Raw genomic sequence first — 22,665 nt, 5'->3', positions numbered from 1 at the left:
GTTGTTCTCCTTATATCTAGTAATAATTAGAAAGTTCTTTTAACATTCTTTCTGTTTTACGTGCTGTAAAGGCTAAGTTATGATCATCTTTCGTTCTGAAAAATAATGTGCGTAAAAAGGTTTTAATGTTGGCACATAAAATACAATACTCATTAAGTGAAAGGCGTTTTCTAATTTGGGGAAGTCTTTTTATTTTTTTATGAATAATAGAAATTAACTCGTCTTGTGGAAAGTCATGATACAACATCGCTAGTAAAGGAGTAACGATGCGTTCATCTTCGTTATTATGAAAAAGGTCAGATGGAATGAAGATTTTATTTAATAAACAATGAATTAACTCTTCGTACCATTCAAAAGTTGTATACGTATTATGAACAATTTCCGTAAAGGCATCAGATACGTGAGCAAGACAATGAGCCCATCCTTTATTTTCAATATAGCCTCGAAAATCCGTTTCTAAGTTTGTATAAGTAATGAGTTTATTTTTTATTTCTTCGATATCCTCCTCTGTAAAAAAGTAGTGCGAGTTAGCGAATTGGAGTATTAACGCAATTAACGAAACAGTGTAAGAACGTGTGAAAACCCCATCTGAATGCGGGGAGTAAATGTCACAATATAAATACTCATCACTTAAACAAGTATGTAAAAGCAATTTCAGCTGATCATCCATAAGTAATTCATGATGAATAAAATGTACAAAACATTTATATATAAGCTGGTAACGAACGTAACTATCAGTCGTTCCGATATACTGAAGCATATTGAGCGTTAGCTCATTCATATCTATATGTCGCAGTTGCGTATAGTCATTTTGTTGTATAAGCTCTAACTGTTGTTGCAGCTCTGTAATATCCAATGGAGAACCTCCTCCGCACTTTAAAGATGCGATGTTTTCTAGTATTCTATATATTCAAGGACAATCCTGCTCATGCAAGGAGAACAATTACAAATTCAAGTATGACATAGATGAGGGAAGTATATGACGACGATAGAACAGTTAGAAAAACATTTTAAAATAAGAAGAAATGATTCTTCAATCATGATAAAAGAAAATAATGCAGAAGTTTTTACAGAAGAGCAATTAAAGGAGATAATGCAATATTGCGTTGCTGAGGCTGAAAAAGAGGGAATAGAAAACATACATTTTGAGATTTCTTCAAAAAGCCCAAATTATGATGTGTATAAGAAATGTTTCGAAACGTATTCATTTGAATATGTTACTGAAAACATGATTGTATGTAAGGATATATATGAAGTAGAAGATGTAGAAAGTGACATTGATTTTAAGTTGATTGAAGAAGTAGGTGAAGATGCTTTTTATTCACTTTGGAACGAAATGACGGAAGAACAACTCACTTATGATCAATTTGTAAATATGATGCTACAAGAAATTGGTGAGCAGTGGAAAGAACATTGTTTAACTGCGAGTATTAATGAAGAGCCGATCGGAATTGTAATTCCGCATATTGAGAGAGGGACGCTAGAAGAAGGAAAATTAATGTATTTTGCAGTCGCTCCAAATATGCGAAATAAAGGGTATGAAGCAGCATTCTTTACAGGTGCAATGTTTGTCTTAAAGGAAATAGGTGCCTCTTATTATATTGGTGAGACAAATGTACAAAATGAGTGGATGAAAGATGTTTTTGAAAAGAACGGATGTCAGCTACTTAGTTGTACTGAGCGGTATGTGAGGAAGTTTTAGGAGGATGAATGATGTACTCTCTCGAACTCATTTAGCGGGAGGGATATATATGTTAAAACAATCCATGCATTCATTCGTTTTACTGTATCCAAATGTATTGTTAGAAGGATGGAGAATTGAAAAAGTTTCAGAACGTTTTGAAGGTGAAAAGTGGGAAACTTTTTGGTTTCAGATTGTTACTCCAACTGGAATGTTTCGGGTAAAGGAATTTTTCCTCGATATAATGGAGCCGGTATTTCCGGACACTTGTATTTCTCAAGCAAAAGGAGATTGTTTTCAATATAAAGCGATTGTGTATTGGAAAGGTGTAAATTATAAAGGAAAAGATAGTTATGTTACATCTAAATGGAAAACACAAATTGAAATTTCAATTGATCGTGGATATGTAAACCAAGATGAAATGGAAAGATTTCTATTCGGGTTACAACCGGTACATACGGAGTTTGCAAAAACGATATTACATACACCGTTTCACTTATTAAGCTTTCAAGCGAAGAGAGGTGAAATTGGTGAGATAGGAAGATGTCGTGAGTGGAATGTTCCCGAAGACGTATCCTATGTTAAATTATCAATTCATGAAAAGGTAAGTTGGAAACTTGAATCAGTTGGTTTCGGAAATGATGAAATACAATATGTATACTGGGATGAAGATAATGAACTATATGCACTTTGGGTTTATCGCCATAAAAACAAAGCGTATTATCCTGTTTCTTCTTGGACAATGAATTATGGCCCAAAACAAATTATAAACGGGTTAGAGTTTTATTCGCACCCTAATCGGGGAACAGTTGTATATGAAAACCTCGGTAATGAACAAATCGCATACGTATTTCGAGGGAATCCATGTACAAATTTTGAACAAGTGAAAGAACTTTTTGCCTGTTTGTAAGATGAAAAGAAAAATGAGAACGACAAAGTAGATATTCCTATAATACAATGAACACTCCCCCACTTAGCGAAGCTTGAAGTGGGAGTTTCTAACGTTTCGACCTAACGGACGATTAACGTCAGGGGAGTTAACACATTAGCGAGCTGTTTTACGCCTAACCCCTCTATCCCATTTGTCCATGCATTTGGGATTACTTTTCGTAAAATGTTAGCCGCAGCATTTACATCTGCATTAATTAAAGTTTTATTTGCTGAACGATATATGCCGCGCTTTATTCGTTTTCCTGAAAAAGTTGTATTTTGGTCATTTTCTCCATACGTTGGAATGAAGTCGTTATCCAGAAAACTTGCTTTCGATGTATATGATTCTTCAGTTACAACAACTTGAATGCCTACAGCATTTGCTTTGTATGTAATCATTTGAATCAATAAACTATGTGGGATATGACAAAACGATTGGTTATTTCTTTTTCCCATATTCGTTTCTTGTTTCCAATTTTTGTTTTGACCAATAACGATTTTACAAACTTCTTCTTCTTGAGCTAGTTTTACGATATGGTGACTAACTTTATGGAAGACGTCTTTTATTTTCAAATAACGTTTTTGATGAAGTTTTTCTATCCTTTTAGAAGTAAAAGGTCTTTCATTCGTTTGTTTTCCATTTCTAAGAACGCTTGTAAAATGACTCTTCATTTTGTTGTAATATTGATTTATGCTTTTGACATGTTTGCCCTTAACAAGGACAGGTTTCATACCTGTGTTTGTTACGATGGTTGCAAGGTTATCAATCCCTAAATCAATACTCATATAACGAGCATTCTCTTCAATCATTTGTTGTTCAGAAGGAACATCAATTACCAATTCCACTACATATTCATTGTATTTTGGAATCACACGAACTTGTTTCAGTTTACCTTCAGTGAAACCTAGTTTCCCAATATTTAATTGCAATTTCGTCTTTGGAAACTTTAAAAATCTACCGTTTTTAATGATGCAATCTTGGTTTGTATACAGAATCTCTTTTTCAGAAGAACGGATATACTTTGGAATCCTAGGCATTCCAGCATATTTGTTTGGATTCTTTTTATAGTCTTTTAAACTAGCAAAAAAAGATTTCCAATTTTGGAACACACCTTTCATGATTGACTGGCTACATTGCGTAGGCAAAGCTCGATAATCATTTTGAATCATAGCCTTAAATAGTGCATCTAGAAAGTTGTAATCTACATAAGGTTTTTCAAAATTAGGTTCTGAAAACAAATTACATGTAATCTCTTTCTGTTCTTCTTTAGGTTTTAATTTCTCTTTTTCCAATTTCTTCTGATAGGCAAGAAGTTGTGTGTCATTCATCTTACCAATATTTTTATGGATATTAGCCAGAACTTCTTTTTGCAAAGGCTGCAACTCTTTTTCTTGTGTTAATCCAGTGTACACCTGGCGTATATAAAAGTTTGTGGTATTGTACATGTTCTTAGCGTTATGACAACATTCTTGAAAATAAGAATACATACGATGCCCTTTTTTAATCCAGATTTGAAGAGTTTTATAGTTTGATGGATTTTCTTTTGCCATTTTATTCACCTCCTTGTTAAGGATATTATAGCAAAAAAAAGAACGTATGTTTCTGTTTTTTGTTTTTTTGAAAATAAAATATTTCTTTCGATTCACCTCACCACCTTCACTTACGTTTAGAGGTGGGAGTCCTCTCGAAAGGTATGATAGAATAAGATTTGACTATAAGAGAAAGCGTTGGTGAAAGAATGGAGCAGCAAAGACATTGGCTACAAGCAACTGTAGAAAGAAATGAAACGAATACGTTACATATAAAGTGGGAAAATAATATAGAAGAAGTTCGCATTTATTGGAGTACTTCACCAGATCATATTGAAGAAAATGGAGAGTTACTTGCAACGGTAAATGGAGAATCATCATATACAATTGAAAATTTAAGTGAAAATGAGCGTCCATATTTTAGACTAGTAGGTAGTAATGGACAAGCAGTGACAGTAGCTGAGCGTAGACTGCCATTACAAGGCGCGTTTAACTTCCGTGATATGGGAGGATATGAAACGACAGAAGGCCGTAAAGTAAAATGGGGTAAATTATACCGTTCTGAAGAATTAGCAGGACTAACAGAGTGGGATATCGACTATTTACAAAAGTCTGGCTTAAAGTTAATTTGTGATTACCGTACAGACTTTGAAGTGAAGCATAAGCCGAACCCTGAGATTACAGGTGCTCGTCAAGTGTGCTTACCAGTTATGCAAGATTTAGCGAAAGACTTGAATATAAATGAATTTTTCCAAGTTGGTGACCTTTCTATGTTAGGGAAACCAGGCGAATATCTTGTGAAAATGAATCAAGATTTCGTAAGTGGTAATGAGGCGTTCGTGAGCTTCTTAAACTTAGCACAAAACCCGGAAAACTTACCGTTAGTAAACCATTGTACAGCTGGAAAAGACCGTACTGGATTTGGATCAGCATTATTATTACTTTTACTAGGTGTACCAGAGAAAACAGTAATGGAAGATTATTTACTAAGTAATGGTTTCCGTGAAAAGTTAAATGAGAAAATGATGGCCTTTTTAGGTGCAAAACTACAAAACGATGAGAGTAGAGCGATATTAGGTGCGATGTTCGAAGCGCGTGCTGAGTATTTACAAGCTGCGATTAATGAAGTTAAAAAGCAATATGGTTCAGTTGAAGCGTATGCTGAAAAAGCACTTGGCTTTACGAAAGAGTCGTTAGAGGAAATGAAAGTGTTATTGTTAGAAGATAAATAATGGGGAGGGAGGCTGATGTGGATTAGCCTCCTTTTCTTATTGTTGATATCATGTTATTCCATAAAATGATGGATAACCGAATATCGTTGTCCGCATTATGAAATTTTTCGTTGCCTTATTATGCCTATAATAATTGGAATAGCTGTCCCAATTAATAATATCGGTAAAAATAATTTTCCAAAACCGCCGCTCCAATCTAGAGCTATTGAAATTGTTTCAAATTGGATGAAAGCAAAAATAAGTAAACAGACATTTTTTAATTGATTAAGCATTTTTCTGCTGTTTAAATAAAACTGCTTCGCATTTGATTCATTAAATCTTTTTGGGTAGTTATGAACTTCTGGAAACTTTTCTAAAGTCTGCATGAGAAGGAGTATGAATGCTCCTATTCCTGGTAGAAGTAAAAGCTCCCACTTTGATCCCCAACGATCTACAGCCCCATATGCGTTATAATGTGCGGGTACTTCCTCAGGTAATCTTCCCCAAATGATAATTAAAAAAATGATGGATCCAAAGAACAATGAATATCCAATAATATCTCCAACCCATTCACTTTTTGTTTTTGGGATTTTTATTTTAGGTCTTTCCCATGAATTTACTATATTTTTCCGCTCCCTTCCTATAAGAACTAGAGTAATACAGTTCCTGGATTGCCAGTTTATAATTTGAATCTATTATCCAAATTATCTCAAATTTATAGTATTTTCACAATTAATTATTTTTGAATAACATGACTCATGTGTTTTAAACAACTGTAAGATCTCTGGATAGTAGCTGTTCGTAAAAGAAAAAATTCGACTTAAGAGTTGATTAATGAGAAAATACAAGTTGTAAATAACGTACTAGTTGAGGAGAGCATAATGAAATATAAAGTTATATTATTCGACGTAGACGATACATTATTAGATTTCCCTGAAACGGAAAGAAACGCATTACATAATGCGTTTGTACAATTTGGTATGCCTACAGGGTATAATGATTATCTTGCAAGTTATAAAGAGATTAGTAATGGGTTATGGAGAGATTTAGAAAATAAAATGATTACGCTAAGTGAATTAGCGGTAAATCGATTTAGACAATTATTTGCACTGCATAATATAGAAGTAGATGCACAGCAATTTAGTGATATATATCTTGAAAACTTAGGGAAAGAAGTACATCTTATTGAAGGTGCAGTGCAATTATGTGAGAATCTACAACATTGCAAGCTAGGCATCATTACGAATGGATATACGAAGGTGCAACAATCTAGAATCGGAAATTCGCCTTTATGTAACTTCTTTGAACATATCATTATTTCTGAAGAAGTCGGCCATCAAAAACCAGCACGTGAGATTTTTGATTATGCGTTTGAAAAGTTTGGGATTACGGATAAATCAAGTGTACTAATGGTTGGAGATTCGTTAACTTCTGATATGAAAGGCGGAGAAGACTACGGCATTGATACGTGTTGGTATAATCCGAGTTTGAAAGAGAATAAGGCAAGTGTTAAGCCGACTTATGAAGTGGAGAGTCTGCTGCAAATTTTAGAACTTGTAGAAGTGGCGGAAGAAAAGGTAGTATCATTTTAATCGTGTCGATATTTGTTGATAAGTCGATATTCTTTGTCGAATCGTCGATATATCGAAAAAATCGTTGATATATTTTGAATTGCTGCGGTCAATTTAGGAAAGAGCTGTGTAACAACTAGAGGTGAATAAAGAATGTTAAAGTTTTCATTTGAGTTAGACAAGAATATCCCGCAAAAGGATGAACCACGATATGATGCCTATTCAAAGGGCTTTATCGAAGGAGAAGTAACGATTTATGCTGGTGACAGCGTACTTTTTCAAAAGTCATGCATGAAGGTTGCAGAGCTTGGCATTTATTTAGGACAGTGGATGGAGCAAGTGCAACACGGGCAGAATGTACATATGAATTATGAAACGCCTGACCGTGATGAGACAATTCTTAGTTTCTTCTATGAAGAGGACAATCAGTGGAGGGTTTCTTCCAGCTGGCAACAATTTGAGCTTCAGGAATGTATCTCTACTACAACAGTAGTGGAGAGTGTTCAACGCTATTTATATGAGTTAAATAAAGAACTGCGCATGGTAGAATATCCTGTGACGTTTGATCAGTACTTAAGAGGAGAGCGAATGATGCAGCTTTCTTACAAACGACTATGTGATAGTAAAGCGGATACGGTGCCTATTGAGGTTTACAATGAAAGCGAAGGAGTAGGCGTAGTACGGGGCTATTATAAAAATACGTTGATGAGAGTGCTAGATTTCATTCCGAAAGTCGGTAGTAATATCATTTATGAAATAAAGGATAGTAAGGACAATATTCGCGTCATTGCAAAGGATGTAAGTAGGCAGCGTCAAAGAAGGATTTTAGTAACGTACAAAGATAATCATGGTGCAGAGCATGAAATCCTTGTATGTGACGGAAAGTTATTGGATGCAAATTTCTTATTTACCTTTACATATAAGAGAGAAGAATATGTTGTTCATAAAACTACTTTTGGGATGGGAAAGTTATTACGAAAAGGCTATGTAATCGCAGACTGGAATATTCGTCTTGAGGAAGATATGTATTACATTGAGATGAATGTATATGATGAAAATTATATAAAGGATCAATACTTACTGTTAGGCGTATTTCATGCGGTTTTGTATGGGTGATCGTTGTATAAATGAAAAATACCGGTATTCTTTGTGAAAAGAATGCTGGTATTTTTTATTCATCCTCAAAAATAAAAACCTCATCAATTGTACTATGAAGTGCCCTTGCAATATCGTGAGCAAGCTGCAAGGAAGGATTATATTTTCCTTTTTCGAGATGGCTAATTGTTTCACGACGTACACCAACTTGTTTCGCTAAATCTTCTTGCGTCATGTTCAATTTGGCGCGGTATTCTTTTATTTTCGTTACGAACGCCATGGTGCATCTTCCATTTCATCAACTGGTTTATCGTAAAAGAACATAGAGAATCCGAACGTAAGAATAAGTGTGCCGAAAATAAGAGCGATATCAATTTCTTGTAGCACCGGGTTTGGAAATAACATTTCAATGAACATAATGATAGCGGTAGTTAGTAACGTAACGATAAAGGCATTGCGGCACGATTTATTAACGATTTGTTCAAACAGTTCATCGTGTTGAACCGTTCTATATGAGGTGAAAAAGGAGAAGAAACAAAACATAGTAAACAATCCTTTTTCATAAAAAAAGCCAAGAAAACCGAAGAAACCAAGAAATCCTAAATATTTTATCCAAGTTGTTTTCACGATAGTTCCTCCTAATCATGTTAGAAATAAATCACATTATGTTATAAATATATCACATATGGATAGGAATGGTAATAATAGTTTTCCAGTTTGCTTCATAATAATAGTAAAAAGAGGAAATATACTGCGAAACAAAGAGGATAATATTGTAAAATGGTTGTAAGGAGGGGGAGGAAGGTATGCTAAATTGGATCATGATCGTTGTATTACTTGTAGTGATTACTGTAGTCGCGACGGTGTTAATTGGGCGAAAGGGTGATGCAAATTATAGTAAAGCGACAAAGGGGAATATTAGAAGACTTACGATGATTTATATTATACTAGCTGTTGTTTTAATCGTTGGGTTAGGTCTGTATATTTATTTTAAAGGTTAAAAACTGAAAAATACAAAAATGTAAAAATATAAGTATGCTATAATGTTAATATAGTTATTTGGTAATTAAGGAAAGGATTGGATGGAATGATTGAAATTATGAATGTGTCAAAAAGTTATAATGGTTCTACCTATGCAGTAAAAGATTTAAGTTTATCTGTGCCTAGCGGAGAAATCTTTGGATTTTTAGGGCCAAATGGTGCGGGTAAATCAACGACAATTAAGATGATTACTGGTATCCATGGGGTGGATAAAGGAACGATTACGATTAATGGTATAGATATTATGAAAAATCCGATGGAAGCGAAAAGGACGTTTGGTTATGTCCCGGATAGTCCAGATATGTTTTTACGATTAAAGGGAATTGAATATTTAAACTTTATGGCAGATATGTATGAAGTGCCGAAAGAAGTACGACAAGAACGAATTGAGTCCTTAGCGAAGAAATTTGATCTTTACAATGCGTTATCGGATCAAATACAAAGTTACTCGCACGGTATGAGACAAAAGATTGTTATTATTGGTGTGCTCGTGCATGAGCCAGATGTATGGATTTTAGATGAACCGTTAACGGGGCTTGATCCGAAATCTGCATATATTTTAAAAGAAATGATGAGAGAACATGCGGATAAAGGAAAGATTGTATTCTTCTCTACACACGTATTAGAAGTGGCAGAAAAATTATGTGACCGCGTCGCGATTATTAATAAGGGGAATTTGCAGTTCAAAGGGAATTTAGATGAAATGAGAGATCATTTTAAATCCAATGAATCACTTGAAAAAATGTTCTTGGAGATGACGGGCAATGAGTAAAATTTGGACTTTAACGAAAGTATTATTGAAATTAAATTATGCAGATTTTATAACAGATAAGAAGAAGCGATGGGCGTATGTATTTTCATTTGCAGCTATTTTATTTGTCGGCTTTTTACTGTTTGGTTCTATCACGCATGCAATGTATGAGGGAATGATACATTTAGGGCAAGATCCAGGAATGATTATCGCAATGGGACTTGCGATTGCGAGTATATGGGTATTTTTAATGGGTATTACGAACATTTTAACTGTATTTTACTACAGCAATGACATTGAAATGTTATTACCATTACCATTAAAACCAGCGCAAATTATTTCAGCCAAATTTTTAACAGTATTAATTACACAATACGTAATGAGTTCATTTATTTTATTACCAATCTTCATTACGTACGGTTTAAAAAGTGGCGCGTTTATTACATATTACATATATATGATTTTCATTTACTTACTCTTCCCAATCGTGCCATTAGTATTAGCTTCGTTACTGATGACAGTTATTATGAGGTATACAAATATAGCGAAAAATAAAGACCGAGGAAATATATTTATCGGAATCGTAAGTATACTATTTATTGTAGGAATTAACGTATTTTTGCAGTGGAAAAATAAAAGTTCGTTTTCTGAAGATGCAATTGCGGATTACCTTGCAAACAACCAGTCTTCTCTTTTAGTACAAATGACAAACTATTTTCCAACTACATATTTTGGAGCAGTAGCATTAGTAGAAAATGCAAATTGGAAGGGTCCTTTATACGTAATAATCTTTGCAGTTATTTCATTTGTATTTTTTGTGTTGTTTTATTACATTGCAGAGCGTACATATTTAAAAGGGGTTATTGGACTTTCAACGAGTACAGCAAAAAAAGAAGTCATTTCAGCAGAAGGCTTACAGAAATCTACGGTACAAAGTTCACATTTGAAAGCATATGTGAAAAAAGAATTTAAAACGTTATTCCGTACACCACAATTTTTCTTAAATTGTATCGTACAAACTTTCGTTATGCCGATTATGTTGTTCTTCATTTTATTCGTGCAAGATGGGAATTTAAAATGGATCACGGGATATATTGATAATCCAAAATCAGCAGGACTTGCAATTGGTGTTGGCCTTTGTGCCTCTCTATTTTTAATGGGAAGTAACGTCATCGCAACAACTTCATTTTCACGTGATGGAAGCTCTTGGTTTGTGAATCGTTATTTACCAGTAAAAGCTTCGGATATCTTTTTTGCGAAAGCGATCACTGCTTGGTTAATTAATGTAATTATTTTAGCAGTGTTCGGTATTACGATGGCAGTTGTAGCGGGAATTTCTCCAGTATTTATGGTTCTTTGGTTCTTATTAAGTGCAAACGGTTTATTGTTAATTAATTTAATCGGCACACGCTGGGATGCACAAACTGCAGATATACATTGGGATACAGAGCAGAAATTATTTAAGAGTCGCTATACAACTTTGTGGAATTTTTTAGCTAATATTTTAATAGCTTTAGTTATTGTAGCGGGAGTAAGTCTATTATACTTCTTCCTTCAAGTGGGACTGTGGGTTATGTTTATCGTTTTATTTGTAATGTTTACGATTGTAAATTATATCTTTATTAAAATTTTAAAATTAGGTGCAGAACGTATATTGTCAAATATTGAATAAAAAGATAGATCCTCTGTATTCGTGCAGAGGATTTATCCATAGGTGGAGGAGAAAAGGTGAAGAAAATAGCAATTGTAACAGGGGCAACTCGTTTGAATGGAATTGGTGCAGCTGTATGCAAGGTGCTTGCTCAAAAAGGAATAGACATTTTTTTCACGTATTGGTCTCAGTATGATAAAGCGATGCCGTGGGGAATGCATGACAAAGAGCCCTTTTTGTTGAAAGAGGAGATTGAAAGTTACGGTGTTCGATGTGAAATGGCAGAAATCAACTTATCGCAGTCGTATTCGCCAAATCGTTTGTTTTATATGGTATCAGAACGGTTAGGTGATCCATCTATTTTAATTAATAATGCAGCGTATGCTACTCATACGAGAATTGAGGAATTAAATGTAGAACAGTTAGATAAACATTATACGGTAAATGTTCGGGCTACTATGTTATTAAGTTCATTATTTATAAAACATTATGCAAGCAAAATGAGTGGGAGTATTATTAATCTTACTTCAGGACAGTCACTAGGGCCAATGCCTGATGAACTAGCATACGCAGCAACGAAAGGAGCAATTGAAGCATTTACAAAATCAGTAGCACCAGTTGCGATGGAGAAGGGGATTACAGTGAATGCTGTTGATCCAGGGCCGACGAATACAGGATGGATTACAGAGGAGCTGAAGCATCATTTAGTATGGAAGTTCCCGCAAGGTAAAGTAGGAGAGCCGGTGGATGCTGCGCGCTTAATATCTTTTTTAGTAAGTGAAGAAGCACAATGGATTACTGGGCAAGTTATTCATTCGAATGGTGGTTACTCATAAATATATTATGTTAACAATTGTTGAGAAACAAAAAAATGAAAGAAAATTTTATTTTTTTGTATAAATAAAATGTCAAGAAAGATAAAAATTTGATAGAAGAGTATATCGTCATATGAAGATCGTAATTCTTCATGTGACAATATACTCTTTTTCTTTTACTACAGAGAAGAAAAATGAAGTAGAAGAAACTCGAATATTCAAATTGATTCATCAGTTTTTGTACGTATTATTATGAAGATTATTGTCGGAAAGATGGTAATTCGTATGAAAAGGGATTTTTTAAGGTGAAATCGAATCGTAAAGGGGAGGATAAATTACGTAAACATAGGGGGATTTATATGAAAATGAAAAAAGTCGCTATCGCATCGATAACAATTGGTACAATGCTTACTATGGCAGCTTGTAGTCCTTCAGCAGATAAAGAAACAGAAAAGAAAGAACAAGTAACTGCGCAAAATGAAGGAGAGGTAAAAACGACAAGTGCAGATGAAGCGTCAAAAACAACGAAAGATACTGAAAAAGAAACAAATACTTCTTCAAATGAAAAAACAGATAAAGATGCAAAAAACACGAAAGAATCATCAGGAACAGAAAGTAATGGTAAAACGTCAACTCAAAACGAGAATGTGAAAACAAAAGAAAAAGAAACGATAGGAAAGACGAATGATCAAACGACTAGCGGGAAAACAACAGATCAAAGTACAAGTACAAACTTAGACGAAAAAACAACGAAAGATCCGAAGAAAAGTGTAGCTGTGAAAACGAGTGTGAAAGAAGTTGCTGCATTAGTTGATAGCTTAGATAAGCAATTAGCTGCTAATCCGAAATTAGAAACAGTAAATAAACTTGGAAAACAAATTAATGCGAAGTGGGATGTAATCGAGAAAGAGTTAGAAACATCACACCCAGCTGAATATAAAACAATTGGACAAAGTATGTATCCATTAATTGTAGGAGCGGAGAAAGAAAAGATAGATATTACTAAAATGAAGTCATTAACGACGAAAACGAAAAAAGATTTAAATCAATTATTAACAAAACTTTCGTAGTTTCAAAAGCCTACTTGTGTGAGTAGGCTTTTTTTACGTTGAGAGTGTAATTAAAGTTTATGGGAATCCTAATGAAAAAGGATGGTGGAAATATGACAATCGATCGAGTTTGTACAATTGGGCCAGCAAGTAATAATAAAGAAACGTTAGCGCAGTTAATAAACAATGGTATGAAAATTGTTCGTCTAAATTTATCACATGGTACGCATGAAAGTCATAAAGATATCATTGGTTTAGTCAAATCGTTAGACGCTTCTATTAAAATTTTAGGCGATGTACAAGGTCCTAAAATAAGGTTAGGTGAAATAAAAGGAGAACAAATTACACTTCAGGCGGGAGATTCTTTTATGTTGCATACGCAACCAGTTACAGGGAGTAATAGGGAAGCAAGTGTTGATTATGAAGGAATCGCGAATGATGTGAAAGTTGGAAGTAGAATTTTAATGAATGATGGCGAAGTTGAGTTAATTGTTGAGAAGGTAAGTACGGATAAAATAGAAACAAAGGTCAAAGCAGGTGGGAATATCTCATCACATAAAGGAGTGAACTTACCAGGGGCAATCGTTAGTTTACCAGCTATTACAGAGAAAGATAAAAAAGATATTCAGTTTCTTTTAGAAGAGGATGTTGATTTTATCGCGTGTTCTTTCGTAAGAAAACCTAGTCATATAAAAGAAATACGAGATTTTATACAACAGTATAAAGAAACGTCACCTAATTTAATTGCAAAAATAGAAACGATGGAAGCAATCGAGAATTTTCAAGATATATGTAAAGAAGCAGACGGAATTATGATTGCACGGGGCGATTTAGGAGTAGAGTTGCCGTATCAATTTATTCCGCTCTTGCAAAAAATGATGATTCAGGAATGTAATCGAACGAATACATATGTTATTACAGCGACACAAATGCTTCAATCTATGGTAGATCATTCGATTCCAACAAGGGCTGAGGTAACTGATGTGTTCCAAGCTGTACTGGACGGAACGAACGCTGTTATGCTTTCTGCTGAAAGTGCATCAGGCGAGCATCCGGTTGAGAGTGTAAAAACATTACGTCTCGTTTCGGAATTCGCTGAGCATGTGAAGAAAGATGGTCCGTTTGTGATGAAAGATGTACTGGAATTGCTGCATAAATCTTTGGGTGAGTGAAAAATAAAAAGAGGGCGGATATGTATCCGTCCTCGTGTGTTTCATTCTATTCTTGCTCTTGCTCATCCAAAATCTTTTCAAACGCAGCAGATACTTTTTCAAATTCCTCGTCATTCTCAATGTATGAGAATTCACTATCTTCTTCTACTTTTAAAAAGAAAATATCAATGTCTTCCTCGGTTTCTGTTTGGATATCTTCAACAAAGGCAACTGCAATATATTCTGCACCTTCGACATCCATCGCTCCGAGCACTTCTACTTCTTGCTCTTCGTTATTCTCATCACTAAGAGTAAACACTTCGCCAACTTCAATATCAGACATATTCATTCTCCTCCTGTCCAACTCTAATAAATAGAGTGTTTCAACTGCATACATACTAATATATCTTTCCATGAAAAACTAATTTCATACATAAGAAAAATGAAATTCTACTTCTTTCGTATGGGTATACAGCTATAAGGAGCGCGTGTTATCTTAATAAATCCATTCAACAATTGTATCCATAGTCTGTCTTGTTTTATCACGCTTTGGCTCTTCTTTACGGTAACCGAACGCAACCATTACAGATACTTCAAAATTATCTTCTTTAATAATGCCTTCTTGACGAAGTAAAGAATCTACTTTCTCTTTATCAAATCCTTCTATTGGACAAGAATCAATGCCAATTTGAGCTGCACTCGTCATCATATTACCTAAAGCAATATAGGTTTGCTTTGATGCCCAATCAAATACAGCACGGTCGGATTGTAATAAGTTAAAATCTGTTTCCTGGAACTTTTTGAAGAATTCATATCTAATTTTTTGCGTGTCTTCAGGTAATTCAATAATATCATTCATCATATGTTTAATATACTCTGCATCATAATGCATATCTTTCATATTTCTTGAAAGAACAATGATAAAGTGGCTAGCTGTTGCAAGTTGCCCACCAGCGCCCCATGAATATGGTTGTAGTTTTTCTCTTAATTCTTTATTTTGTACGATAACAAATTTCCAAGGTTCATATCCGAAAGAAGAAGGGGATAATCTGCCTGTTTCTAAAATGAATTTAAAATCTTCTTCTGAAATTTTGTGCATAGGATCGAACTCTTTACATGCATGTCTGAAATGAAAAGCATCCATAATTTTTTCTTTTGTAGTTTGATTTGTATTTGTCATAAAAGTTCCTCTTTTCATTAATGTATTTTGTAACCAAATTATATTTTTAAAGTAACATAGAAACAAGTACGCACATTTATGTGGTATAGTATCAAAAAAGATACTAATGTTAAGGGAAGGGATTTATTATGGATTGTTCAAACGAAAATAATATAAATTACCCATTTTTAAATAAATATTCTTGTCCAGTGGAAGCGATGGTTGAGGTGATTGGAGGGAAATGGAAAGGGGTAATTTTGTATCATCTATTAGATGGTACAAAACGGTTTAATGAGTTAAAAAGGTTAAAGCCAAATATCACACAAAGAATGTTAACATTGCAGCTGAGGGAACTCGAAGCAGATGGTATCATACATCGTGAAGTGTACCGTGAAGTACCCCCGAAAGTAGAATATTCGTTAACGGAGCTTGGTGAATCACTGCGTCCAATGATTCTATTAATGATGGAGTGGGCGACTCATAATATGGAGAAAGTTTTGGAGAGTAGGAATATGAAAAATAATAGTTAAGAGTTGTAGAAATAAAAGGTGTCTTCCATACGTGAAGACACCTTTTATTTCTGTATTTTTACTTTTTAACTTCAACTGCTGAAGTTGGAATGGCAGCCAAGTTTGCAGTTTTACCATACCAATCAGCATGTTTAAAAACAACACCTTTTCCATATCCTTCAGTTGAAGTACGTTCCCATAGCGTTGTTGAATAGCTAGCAGTAGGGGATGCTGTACTTACGGAAGAAATTTGATTTTGCCAACTAGGAGACAAGTTTTTATAACCGCTACTTAGAGAAAAATACTCGCTACCTTGATTTGTACGTTTATAGAAGTCTGTACTACCAGGGCCGCTTCCTTCAACCCCAAGGGGAGTGATTGTATGATTCAATCTTTGTTTATCTTTTTCAATAAAAGACTCTAAACTTTCTTTGCTCGAAAACCCATAAGATAACCAGTCTCCATTTTGATTTTGTTTCGGTAGAACTAAAGTTATTTTTATGTCTTCCTTTGATGGAGCATCCAATTTGTTAAACGAATCTACAGTCTTTTCATCTACAGTTACATATTCAAAAGAGGTAATCGAATAATTCTTTTCGGTACTAGCTGATACTGATCCCAATCCTACAGTTAATGATGAAATGGCTACCACTGCACCTACTATCAATTTTTTAAGCATGAATTCCTCTCCTTTAAACTTAGTTTTTTACATAACTAAAATGTATGATAATTTGAATGTTTTATAAATGTTTAGAAATTTATAAAAATTAAACAGAATATTCTTTTATTGGTCTGGAGTAAGGAGGGTAATTTGAAATAAAAAAAGATTTACTTAAAAAGTAAATCCTTTTTGGGTGTTAGCAATAACGTTAGTGCGTGAGAGTGATTTGCCTATTTGCCGGCTTATTTCCAAACTCTATGAATTGAAGTTTCATTTTATCCAGCTATGAATCATACACTTCTTTTGCATTCGTAGAAGCTGCATCTAATAAAAGGAAAACCGCTGCTATAATATGTAGAACGATTACTATATAAGGAAAGAAGGCAACTAGAGTAACGATAATACCTATATAATGAGCGTACGTATTCATGCCTGATTTTTTAGCTAATAAAATAGTAGTGATATGTAAAACAATCAATAGTAGTAAAGGTATCCCATATAGGTTAACAAGACTTGGAAATACATAATAACAAGGAAGTAATAAAAGATGATAGATCCCTGTAGTCCACTTTAGTGCTTGGATGTAGGTTTTCAAAGTTAATCCTCCTAAAATAATTCTTATCTATATATTACTAAAAATAATAGGTAACTGGATATTGTTTATTTGTAGCTTTTAATAGATTATAATAATTTTATGTAAACTAATTGTTAGGTATCTATAAAATAGAAAAACCACCCAAACGAGGGTGGTTTGTATTATAAATAATTACTTAAAGAAGAAAGCGGAACCTTCACTTCACTACCTTCCTTCATATTCCGTAGCATAACAGTGTTTGTACTAAGTTCTTCTTCCCCAATAATAAGCACATAAGGGATATTTTCTTTATTGGCATAATTCAGGGCACGTTTTAATTTGCGTCCCGCTAGTTCCAGTTCGATTTTTAAGGAAGTGGTAGAACGTAATTGCTGGGCGATTTGTAAGCATTGTAATTCTGTTCCGAGCGGGATGATAAATACATCCGCTGTAGATGATATCGTTTCTTTCTGCGCTAGTGCTGTATAAATAACGTCTAAACCGAATGAAATACCGACTGTTGGATAGTTCATGTTATCGCCACGGAATGCTCCAATAATATTATCGTAACGACCACCGCTACCGATGCTAGATGTAATCGAGCCATCTTTTAAAAAGATTTCATATACGGTACCTGTATACATTGTGAGTCCCCGTGCTAAAAACGGATTGAATATAGCATTTTCATTTATTCCAAGAGCGATTAAATATTGCTGTAATTGTTGTAATTCGTTTACTCCATCTGCAATGAGCGGATTATTGAAAGCTTCTTTAAAGTCAGCAATTGAAAGTTTTAGACAAGATAATACGGTATTACATATCGTATCAGCCATTTCTTCAGAAATTCCGCGTTCTAATACATCTTTTCGTACACCATCAATCCCAATCTTTTCGATTTTATCTAATGATAAAATGACGTCACTCGTTAACTCAGTAGGGATGTTAATGGCCTGAAGAATACCATTTAACAATTTTCGATTATTATATTGGATCGTTACTTCTAAGTTTAACGTTTGGAACAGCTCAAACGCCATGCTCATGAGTTCCGCTTCAGCCATGACTGATTCTACACCGACTATATCAACGTCGCATTGTATAAATTCACGAAATCTCCCTTGTTTAATTGGCCCATCTCGAAATACTTTCCCAATTTCATACCGTTTAAAAGGAAGGCGGATGTTCGGATTCATTGCCACAACTTTTGCGAATGGAATTGTCAAATCGTAACGTAAGGCAAGTGCGCGTTTTCCTTGATCTTGAAGCGTATATATTTCTTTTAATATTTCATCGCCACCTCCGTACTTGTAAGACATAAGCTCATACATATTTAATGTCGGTGTTTCTAACGGTTTACATCCGTATCGTTCAAATGTATCTTCACAAGCTCTTTTAATTTTATTTCGCAGTACTTGTTCCTCTGGTAAATAGTCTTTCGTTCCTTTTACATTTCTCATTTCCATTGTAATCACTCCTTTTTTAAATTAAAAAAAGCTATGCAGGTATAAAAATACCCACATAGCTTTATGAACGCTTCGTGGGTCAACAGGAAAAGCCCTGTACCCACGAAGAAAAATTTTTCTTCGGATACACGGCGTTACGTATGATTATGAAGTTGGAAAGAAGTATTAAAATTTTGCATTACAAATCTCTCCTTAACATAAGTTTTTCCAAATTATATCAGATGATTTTTGAATTATCAATATTTTTAGTTTTGAAATATACGTGAAGTTATGTAGGAGAAATGGAAAAGAGTGTATAATAAAACTTAATAATATGAAATAACCGTTTAAGGAGATCACTATGAAAAAAGATAAAACAAATGCGATGCGAATATTAGATAAAGAGAAAATTGAATATTCGATGATGTCATATAATCCAGACGATGGGAAAATTGATGGCGTATCAGTAGCCGAGAAAATTGGACGAGAAGTGAGAGAAGTATATAAAACGTTAATCGCTCAAGGGAATAGTAAAAATTATCATGTGTTTATTATTCCGGTAGATGAGGAACTAAATTTAAAAGCTGCCGCAAAAGCAGTAAGTGAAAAGAAAATTGAAATGATTCCTGTTAAAGATATTACGAAAGTGTCAGGATATATTCGCGGCGGCTGTTCACCAGTCGGAATGAAGAAGTTATTTTCTACATGTATTGATGCGAGTGCTCAATCGCTTGAAACGATGATAGTAAGCGGCGGGAAAATAGGTATACAAATTGAGCTGAAAGTGGATGACTTAGCGAAAGTAACGAGAGCACAGTTTGGTGAGGTAACGAAGTAATGATACATAGGAAAAGAAGTTCTAGTTTTATTAACTTTAGATAAAGATTTATAGGATAGTTAGTCCATTATGGGGCTGATTATCCCTTTTATTTACATGCCTATATTAAAATGAATAAAGATCGAATATTCAGTTTGAAATAGACTATAATATGAATCATTTGTTTGGCTTTGGGAGGAGGACAAAGGCTCGGTGCGTTACTCTTAAAGATAGGCAAGTGACAGAAGATTGTTTAATGGGGGGGCAAGAAATACCCATAAGAAAGCACGTATTGGGGTCCAGTATTTTTGGGGAATCTTACGCTAAGAGTTTGCAAGATGTTATACAGTTTTTTTGCTAATCCAGTAACATACAAGAACACTAAAACCGCGTTAGGATAGGAATGTATAAAAAATGTATAGATTTATAGAACTAAAAAAGAAGATTCCCTTGTGAGAGCAGGGTTATCCTTTTTTCATTGCTACTGATAACGAAAGTTATGTAAATAAGCTGTTCACTGGAACCTCATAGAAAACTGTGGTGAGATGAAATGTTTGATTTTGAAGTACTTCAAAATCTTAGCTAGATGGCTATGTATCGGTACCCCACAATAAAAAGGCAGGAACATATTTAATATGTTCCTGCCTTTTTATTGTGGGGCATGTTTCCTAACAGTTGATTTTGTTAACGAAAGTCGACTTCAAATCCATATTTTGTGTGAAATAAAAGCATATAATAAAAGTATGAGGTGATGATGTGAAGGAGATAAACATTCATAAAATTATTGCGGATAAGAGAAAAGAAAAGGGAATTACGCAGGAAGAGTTAGCGGCGTATATCGGTATTACGAAGGCGTCTGTTTCCAAATGGGAGACGGGGCAGAGTTATCCGGATATTACATTTTTACCACTGTTAGCATCGTACTTTAACATAAGTATAGATGAACTAATCTGTTATACACCGCAAATGGGACAGGAAGATATTAAAAATTTATATCATAGACTAGCGGAAGCTTTTAGTGAAGAACCGTTTGATGAAGTAATGATGGAGTGCAGAGAAATAATTAAAAAATATTATTCTTGTTTTCCATTATTACTTCAAATGGGACTACTTTTTATTAACCACCACATGTTAACAGGGGATACGGATAAAAGAATTGAAATTTTAGAAGAGGCAATGTCTCTCTTCAGCAGGGTGCAGGAAGAAAGTGGTGATGTTTCTCTTGTGAAAGAGGCGGTAACGTTTCAAGCAACTTGCTATCTTATACTCAATAGACCAAATGAGGTGCTTCAATTACTTGGCGAAACGATACGTCCTAACGTTCCAGAGGAAGATCTAATTGCACAAGCGTATCAAATGCTTGGAAATGCTGAAAAGGCGAATGAAATTATGCAGATTAGTATGTACCAACATTTAATGCAACTCGTTGCAACAATACCGAATTATGTAGTAAATGCTTCAAACGCTGAAAAGGTAGAGTTAATTTTAAATAGAGCTTTCATGTTAATAGATATATATGAAATAGAAACATTACATCCCAATATGACTTTAAAAGTATACTATGCTGCTGCACAAGTATATTGTATGCAAGGAAATTTTGAAAGAGCATTAGAAATGTTACGGAAATATGCAGCGGTTTGTGCGGATAGCTTCACAGTAAATAGTCTGCATTTACATGGCGATTCATATTTTGATGCGATTGATGGATGGTTTGCAGAGTTTCCACTTGGTGCTAAAACAGTTAGAAATGAAGAGATTATAAAGCGAAGCATGTTACAAAGTATTGCAGAGAATCCAGTTTTTGCTCCAATGAAAGATGTAAGAGAGTATAAAAATATAATAACGAGTTTGAAATTTAAATTGGATATAAAAGAATAGGGGTGACAAAATGATGACTTTTGATGAATATGAAGTAGCGATAAAGAGTGAGTTTACTTTACAAGGTACGATTACAAGGCCCAAAGCTGAAGGGAAGTATGCGGCTGTTGTCATTATCGCGGGATCTGGAGAAATTGACCGTGATGGAACGATCGTACCGCTAAAGCTTGAGGCGAACATATATAAAGATTTAGCGCATGTAATGGCGAGACTTGGGGTAGTGACGCTCCGCTTTGACAAGCGCGGAGTAGGAAAGAGTGACGGAGAATTTCTGAAGACTGGAATGTGGGATTTAGTTAGTGATATAGAGTCTACGATTACGTATTTAAAAGAACAACCATTTGTTGATCCGGAAAATATCATTTTAGCTGGTCATAGTGAAGGTTGTATGTTAGCAACAGTAGTAAATGCAAGAACACCAGTTAATGGGCTCATCCTTCTTACAGGAGCTGCGGAATCATTAGAAGAAGCTGCGAAAAGACAAAGAGAAATTGCTTATAAAGAACTAAAAGAACAGAAAGGAATAAAAGGAAAACTAATGCGCCTTCTCAAGGTGGAGAAACGTGGAGAGAAGCAGATGGAAAAAATAAAAGAGAAAATGATGAACACAGAAAAAGATACGATTAAAGTTGGTTTTAAACCGATGAACGCAAAGTGGTTTAGAGAGCATTTTCAGCATGACATCTATAAAGACTTACAACAAGTAACATGTCCAGTACTAGCTATTGCTGGTGATAAAGATATTCAGGCTGACCCTGAAAGAGCGAAGCGGATCGGTGAGTATGTGAAGGGTGGTTCTGAAGTACATGTAATAAAAGATATGGATCATAGTTTGAAAAGTTTTGAGGGGGATTTTAAAGCTTTAGAGTTTAAAAAGAATTACGAAGAAGGGGCGGGAAAGCCACTTCATCCAGAGCTGGAAGAAATAATTGTGAATTGGATGGAATCATATTTTATCTCGCAACATGCGGGTAGTAAGATTCCCGGCTCAATATTAGGCGAAAGTGAGGAAGTCGGAAGGGAGAGTAATTGTCTGTAAAAAAACGGTTGTTGTAGGTTGATTTAGTTTAGTATATGAATTTATTTTTTTGCGAATTCATTCATTATAAAATGTTCGTTTTTATCTCGTTAATTAATAAAAACGAACATTTT

The 22,665-nt window shown here is 34.5% G+C and carries 25 protein-coding genes; 15 read left to right on the top strand and 10 right to left on the bottom strand.

All coding sequences use genetic code 11. The features are described 5' to 3' along the window. Window positions 1-16: 16 nt before the first annotated feature. Window positions 17-856: a DUF2785 domain-containing protein gene (locus ACVWY7_RS15385; RefSeq protein WP_000355496.1), complete on the bottom strand. Its 840-nt coding sequence runs from the start codon at window positions 854-856 to the stop codon at window positions 17-19. A gap of 123 nt (window positions 857-979) precedes the next feature. On the opposite strand from ACVWY7_RS15385, the gene ACVWY7_RS15380 reads away from it, so the two are divergent. Both ACVWY7_RS15380 and ACVWY7_RS15375 read left to right on the top strand, forming a co-directional pair. Then, window positions 980-1,702 carry a GNAT family N-acetyltransferase gene (locus ACVWY7_RS15380; protein WP_000207389.1) on the top strand — a complete coding sequence of 241 codons (723 nt, stop codon included), beginning with the start codon at window positions 980-982 and terminating at the stop codon, window positions 1,700-1,702. A gap of 49 nt (window positions 1,703-1,751) precedes the next feature. Next, window positions 1,752-2,591 (top strand): hypothetical protein, encoded by an 840-nt coding sequence (locus tag ACVWY7_RS15375; RefSeq protein ID WP_000917828.1) that lies wholly within the window; start codon window positions 1,752-1,754, stop codon window positions 2,589-2,591. Window positions 2,592-2,692: 101 nt separating this feature from the next. On the opposite strand, the gene ACVWY7_RS15370 is transcribed toward ACVWY7_RS15375, so the two are convergent. Then, the gene (locus tag ACVWY7_RS15370) at window positions 2,693-4,162 is read right to left on the bottom strand and encodes an RNA-guided endonuclease InsQ/TnpB family protein (RefSeq protein WP_105989461.1); all 1,470 of its coding nucleotides are present in this window, start codon (window positions 4,160-4,162) and stop codon (window positions 2,693-2,695) included. 188 nt (window positions 4,163-4,350) lie between these two features. Between ACVWY7_RS15370 and ACVWY7_RS15365 the strand changes: the two genes are divergently transcribed. Continuing rightward, window positions 4,351-5,373, top strand: coding sequence for a tyrosine-protein phosphatase (locus ACVWY7_RS15365; RefSeq protein ID WP_002080177.1), 1,023 nt, complete (start codon window positions 4,351-4,353; stop codon window positions 5,371-5,373). A 95-nt stretch (window positions 5,374-5,468) separates the two neighbouring features. Here the strand turns inward: ACVWY7_RS15365 and ACVWY7_RS15360 are convergent, their stop codons facing one another. Next, a complete protein-coding gene (locus tag ACVWY7_RS15360; RefSeq protein ID WP_000464975.1) occupies window positions 5,469-5,894 on the bottom strand; it encodes a DUF1648 domain-containing protein in 426 nt (141 codons plus the stop codon). 339 nt (window positions 5,895-6,233) lie between these two features. Here ACVWY7_RS15360 and ACVWY7_RS15355 point away from each other — a divergent pair, with 339 nt between their 5' ends. After that, window positions 6,234-6,944, top strand: coding sequence for a YjjG family noncanonical pyrimidine nucleotidase (locus tag ACVWY7_RS15355; protein ID WP_000875940.1), 711 nt, complete (start codon window positions 6,234-6,236; stop codon window positions 6,942-6,944). 132 nt (window positions 6,945-7,076) lie between these two features. Next, the gene (locus ACVWY7_RS15350; RefSeq protein ID WP_105989460.1) at window positions 7,077-8,039 is read left to right on the top strand and encodes a tubby C-terminal domain-like protein; all 963 of its coding nucleotides are present in this window, start codon (window positions 7,077-7,079) and stop codon (window positions 8,037-8,039) included. 55 nt (window positions 8,040-8,094) lie between these two features. Here ACVWY7_RS15350 and ACVWY7_RS15345 read toward each other — a convergent pair whose 3' ends face one another. Together ACVWY7_RS15345 and ACVWY7_RS15340 are read right to left on the bottom strand one after the other, a co-directional pair. Further along, window positions 8,095-8,298 (bottom strand): helix-turn-helix transcriptional regulator, encoded by a 204-nt coding sequence (locus tag ACVWY7_RS15345; protein ID WP_000896295.1) that lies wholly within the window; start codon window positions 8,296-8,298, stop codon window positions 8,095-8,097. After that, window positions 8,286-8,645, bottom strand: coding sequence for a DUF3796 domain-containing protein (locus tag ACVWY7_RS15340; RefSeq protein ID WP_000859221.1), 360 nt, complete (start codon window positions 8,643-8,645; stop codon window positions 8,286-8,288). Before ACVWY7_RS15340 ends, ACVWY7_RS15345 begins: the two co-directional genes overlap by 13 nt. Before the next feature lie 179 nt (window positions 8,646-8,824). Between ACVWY7_RS15340 and ACVWY7_RS15335 the strand changes: the two genes are divergently transcribed. From ACVWY7_RS15335 to ACVWY7_RS15310, 6 genes are all read left to right on the top strand, one after another. Continuing rightward, a complete protein-coding gene (locus ACVWY7_RS15335; protein WP_000935861.1) occupies window positions 8,825-9,019 on the top strand; it encodes a hypothetical protein in 195 nt (64 codons plus the stop codon). 86 nt (window positions 9,020-9,105) lie between these two features. Further along, window positions 9,106-9,831: an ABC transporter ATP-binding protein gene (locus ACVWY7_RS15330; RefSeq protein ID WP_000570056.1), complete on the top strand. Its 726-nt coding sequence runs from the start codon at window positions 9,106-9,108 to the stop codon at window positions 9,829-9,831. Continuing rightward, entirely contained in the window at window positions 9,824-11,482 is a 1,659-nt protein-coding gene (locus ACVWY7_RS15325) for a putative ABC transporter permease subunit (RefSeq protein WP_105989459.1), read from the top strand. Before ACVWY7_RS15330 ends, ACVWY7_RS15325 begins: the two co-directional genes overlap by 8 nt. A 56-nt stretch (window positions 11,483-11,538) precedes the next feature. Further along, the gene (locus tag ACVWY7_RS15320) at window positions 11,539-12,297 is read left to right on the top strand and encodes an SDR family oxidoreductase (protein ID WP_000716972.1); all 759 of its coding nucleotides are present in this window, start codon (window positions 11,539-11,541) and stop codon (window positions 12,295-12,297) included. 338 nt (window positions 12,298-12,635) lie between these two features. Next, window positions 12,636-13,346: a hypothetical protein gene (locus tag ACVWY7_RS15315; RefSeq protein ID WP_073525204.1), complete on the top strand. Its 711-nt coding sequence runs from the start codon at window positions 12,636-12,638 to the stop codon at window positions 13,344-13,346. A 92-nt stretch (window positions 13,347-13,438) separates the two neighbouring features. Beyond that, window positions 13,439-14,497, top strand: coding sequence for a pyruvate kinase (locus ACVWY7_RS15310; protein ID WP_002080172.1), 1,059 nt, complete (start codon window positions 13,439-13,441; stop codon window positions 14,495-14,497). A gap of 46 nt (window positions 14,498-14,543) precedes the next feature. Here ACVWY7_RS15310 and ACVWY7_RS15305 read toward each other — a convergent pair whose 3' ends face one another. Continuing rightward, a complete protein-coding gene (locus ACVWY7_RS15305; RefSeq protein ID WP_001997837.1) occupies window positions 14,544-14,825 on the bottom strand; it encodes a DUF1292 domain-containing protein in 282 nt (93 codons plus the stop codon). Between the two features lie 147 nt (window positions 14,826-14,972). Continuing rightward, complete coding sequence (locus ACVWY7_RS15300; protein ID WP_000185747.1) at window positions 14,973-15,656, bottom strand: NAD(P)H-dependent oxidoreductase; 684 nt, start codon at window positions 15,654-15,656, stop codon at window positions 14,973-14,975. A gap of 128 nt (window positions 15,657-15,784) precedes the next feature. On the opposite strand from ACVWY7_RS15300, the gene ACVWY7_RS15295 reads away from it, so the two are divergent. Continuing rightward, window positions 15,785-16,165, top strand: coding sequence for a winged helix-turn-helix transcriptional regulator (locus tag ACVWY7_RS15295; RefSeq protein WP_000340653.1), 381 nt, complete (start codon window positions 15,785-15,787; stop codon window positions 16,163-16,165). A 58-nt stretch (window positions 16,166-16,223) separates the two neighbouring features. Here ACVWY7_RS15295 and ACVWY7_RS15290 read toward each other — a convergent pair whose 3' ends face one another. From ACVWY7_RS15290 to ACVWY7_RS15280, 3 genes are all read right to left on the bottom strand, one after another. Then, window positions 16,224-16,823, bottom strand: a complete 600-nt coding sequence (locus ACVWY7_RS15290; RefSeq protein ID WP_000914264.1) for a hypothetical protein — start codon at window positions 16,821-16,823, stop codon at window positions 16,224-16,226. 265 nt (window positions 16,824-17,088) lie between these two features. Then, complete coding sequence (locus ACVWY7_RS15285) at window positions 17,089-17,400, bottom strand: hypothetical protein (protein WP_000860722.1); 312 nt, start codon at window positions 17,398-17,400, stop codon at window positions 17,089-17,091. A 161-nt stretch (window positions 17,401-17,561) separates the two neighbouring features. Continuing rightward, a complete protein-coding gene (locus tag ACVWY7_RS15280) occupies window positions 17,562-18,839 on the bottom strand; it encodes a histidine--tRNA ligase (protein WP_105989458.1) in 1,278 nt (425 codons plus the stop codon). Between the two features lie 340 nt (window positions 18,840-19,179). On the opposite strand from ACVWY7_RS15280, the gene ybaK reads away from it, so the two are divergent. The 3 genes from ybaK (at window position 19,180) to ACVWY7_RS15265 (ending at window position 22,552) form a co-directional block, all read left to right on the top strand. Then, window positions 19,180-19,656: a Cys-tRNA(Pro) deacylase gene (ybaK, locus tag ACVWY7_RS15275; RefSeq protein ID WP_000710880.1), complete on the top strand. Its 477-nt coding sequence runs from the start codon at window positions 19,180-19,182 to the stop codon at window positions 19,654-19,656. A gap of 735 nt (window positions 19,657-20,391) precedes the next feature. Next, window positions 20,392-21,513, top strand: a complete 1,122-nt coding sequence (locus tag ACVWY7_RS15270; RefSeq protein ID WP_212113727.1) for a helix-turn-helix domain-containing protein — start codon at window positions 20,392-20,394, stop codon at window positions 21,511-21,513. 13 nt (window positions 21,514-21,526) lie between these two features. After that, window positions 21,527-22,552, top strand: a complete 1,026-nt coding sequence (locus ACVWY7_RS15265; protein WP_002080170.1) for an alpha/beta hydrolase — start codon at window positions 21,527-21,529, stop codon at window positions 22,550-22,552. Window positions 22,553-22,665: the final 113 nt, after the last annotated feature.

It is taken from the genome of Bacillus sp. TE9106W (assembly GCF_054062215.1).
Note: the sequence above shows the minus strand (reverse complement) of the source record. Positions and strands in the feature narration are given on the sequence as shown.

Excerpts from the sequence above, each read along its gene's own strand:
- ACVWY7_RS15265 (WP_002080170.1), top strand. The coding sequence starts at position 21,527 with ATGACTTTTGATGAATATGAAGTAGCGATAAAGAGTGAGTTTACTTTA.
- ACVWY7_RS15365 (WP_002080177.1), top strand. The coding sequence starts at position 4,351 with ATGGAGCAGCAAAGACATTGGCTACAAGCAACTGTAGAAAGAAATGAA.
- ACVWY7_RS15295 (WP_000340653.1), top strand. The coding sequence starts at position 15,785 with ATGGATTGTTCAAACGAAAATAATATAAATTACCCATTTTTAAATAAA.
- ACVWY7_RS15300 (WP_000185747.1), bottom strand. The coding sequence starts at position 15,656 with ATGACAAATACAAATCAAACTACAAAAGAAAAAATTATGGATGCTTTT.
- ACVWY7_RS15330 (WP_000570056.1), top strand. The coding sequence starts at position 9,106 with ATGATTGAAATTATGAATGTGTCAAAAAGTTATAATGGTTCTACCTAT.
- ACVWY7_RS15310 (WP_002080172.1), top strand. The coding sequence starts at position 13,439 with ATGACAATCGATCGAGTTTGTACAATTGGGCCAGCAAGTAATAATAAA.
- ACVWY7_RS15315 (WP_073525204.1), top strand. The coding sequence starts at position 12,636 with ATGAAAATGAAAAAAGTCGCTATCGCATCGATAACAATTGGTACAATG.
- ACVWY7_RS15335 (WP_000935861.1), top strand. The coding sequence starts at position 8,825 with ATGCTAAATTGGATCATGATCGTTGTATTACTTGTAGTGATTACTGTA.
- ACVWY7_RS15280 (WP_105989458.1), bottom strand. The coding sequence starts at position 18,839 with ATGGAAATGAGAAATGTAAAAGGAACGAAAGACTATTTACCAGAGGAA.
- ACVWY7_RS15325 (WP_105989459.1), top strand. The coding sequence starts at position 9,824 with ATGAGTAAAATTTGGACTTTAACGAAAGTATTATTGAAATTAAATTAT.
- ybaK (WP_000710880.1), top strand. The coding sequence starts at position 19,180 with ATGAAAAAAGATAAAACAAATGCGATGCGAATATTAGATAAAGAGAAA.
- ACVWY7_RS15370 (WP_105989461.1), bottom strand. The coding sequence starts at position 4,162 with ATGGCAAAAGAAAATCCATCAAACTATAAAACTCTTCAAATCTGGATT.
- ACVWY7_RS15375 (WP_000917828.1), top strand. The coding sequence starts at position 1,752 with ATGTTAAAACAATCCATGCATTCATTCGTTTTACTGTATCCAAATGTA.
- ACVWY7_RS15305 (WP_001997837.1), bottom strand. The coding sequence starts at position 14,825 with ATGAATATGTCTGATATTGAAGTTGGCGAAGTGTTTACTCTTAGTGAT.
- ACVWY7_RS15380 (WP_000207389.1), top strand. The coding sequence starts at position 980 with ATGACGACGATAGAACAGTTAGAAAAACATTTTAAAATAAGAAGAAAT.
- ACVWY7_RS15355 (WP_000875940.1), top strand. The coding sequence starts at position 6,234 with ATGAAATATAAAGTTATATTATTCGACGTAGACGATACATTATTAGAT.
- ACVWY7_RS15290 (WP_000914264.1), bottom strand. The coding sequence starts at position 16,823 with ATGCTTAAAAAATTGATAGTAGGTGCAGTGGTAGCCATTTCATCATTA.
- ACVWY7_RS15350 (WP_105989460.1), top strand. The coding sequence starts at position 7,077 with ATGTTAAAGTTTTCATTTGAGTTAGACAAGAATATCCCGCAAAAGGAT.
- ACVWY7_RS15345 (WP_000896295.1), bottom strand. The coding sequence starts at position 8,298 with ATGGCGTTCGTAACGAAAATAAAAGAATACCGCGCCAAATTGAACATG.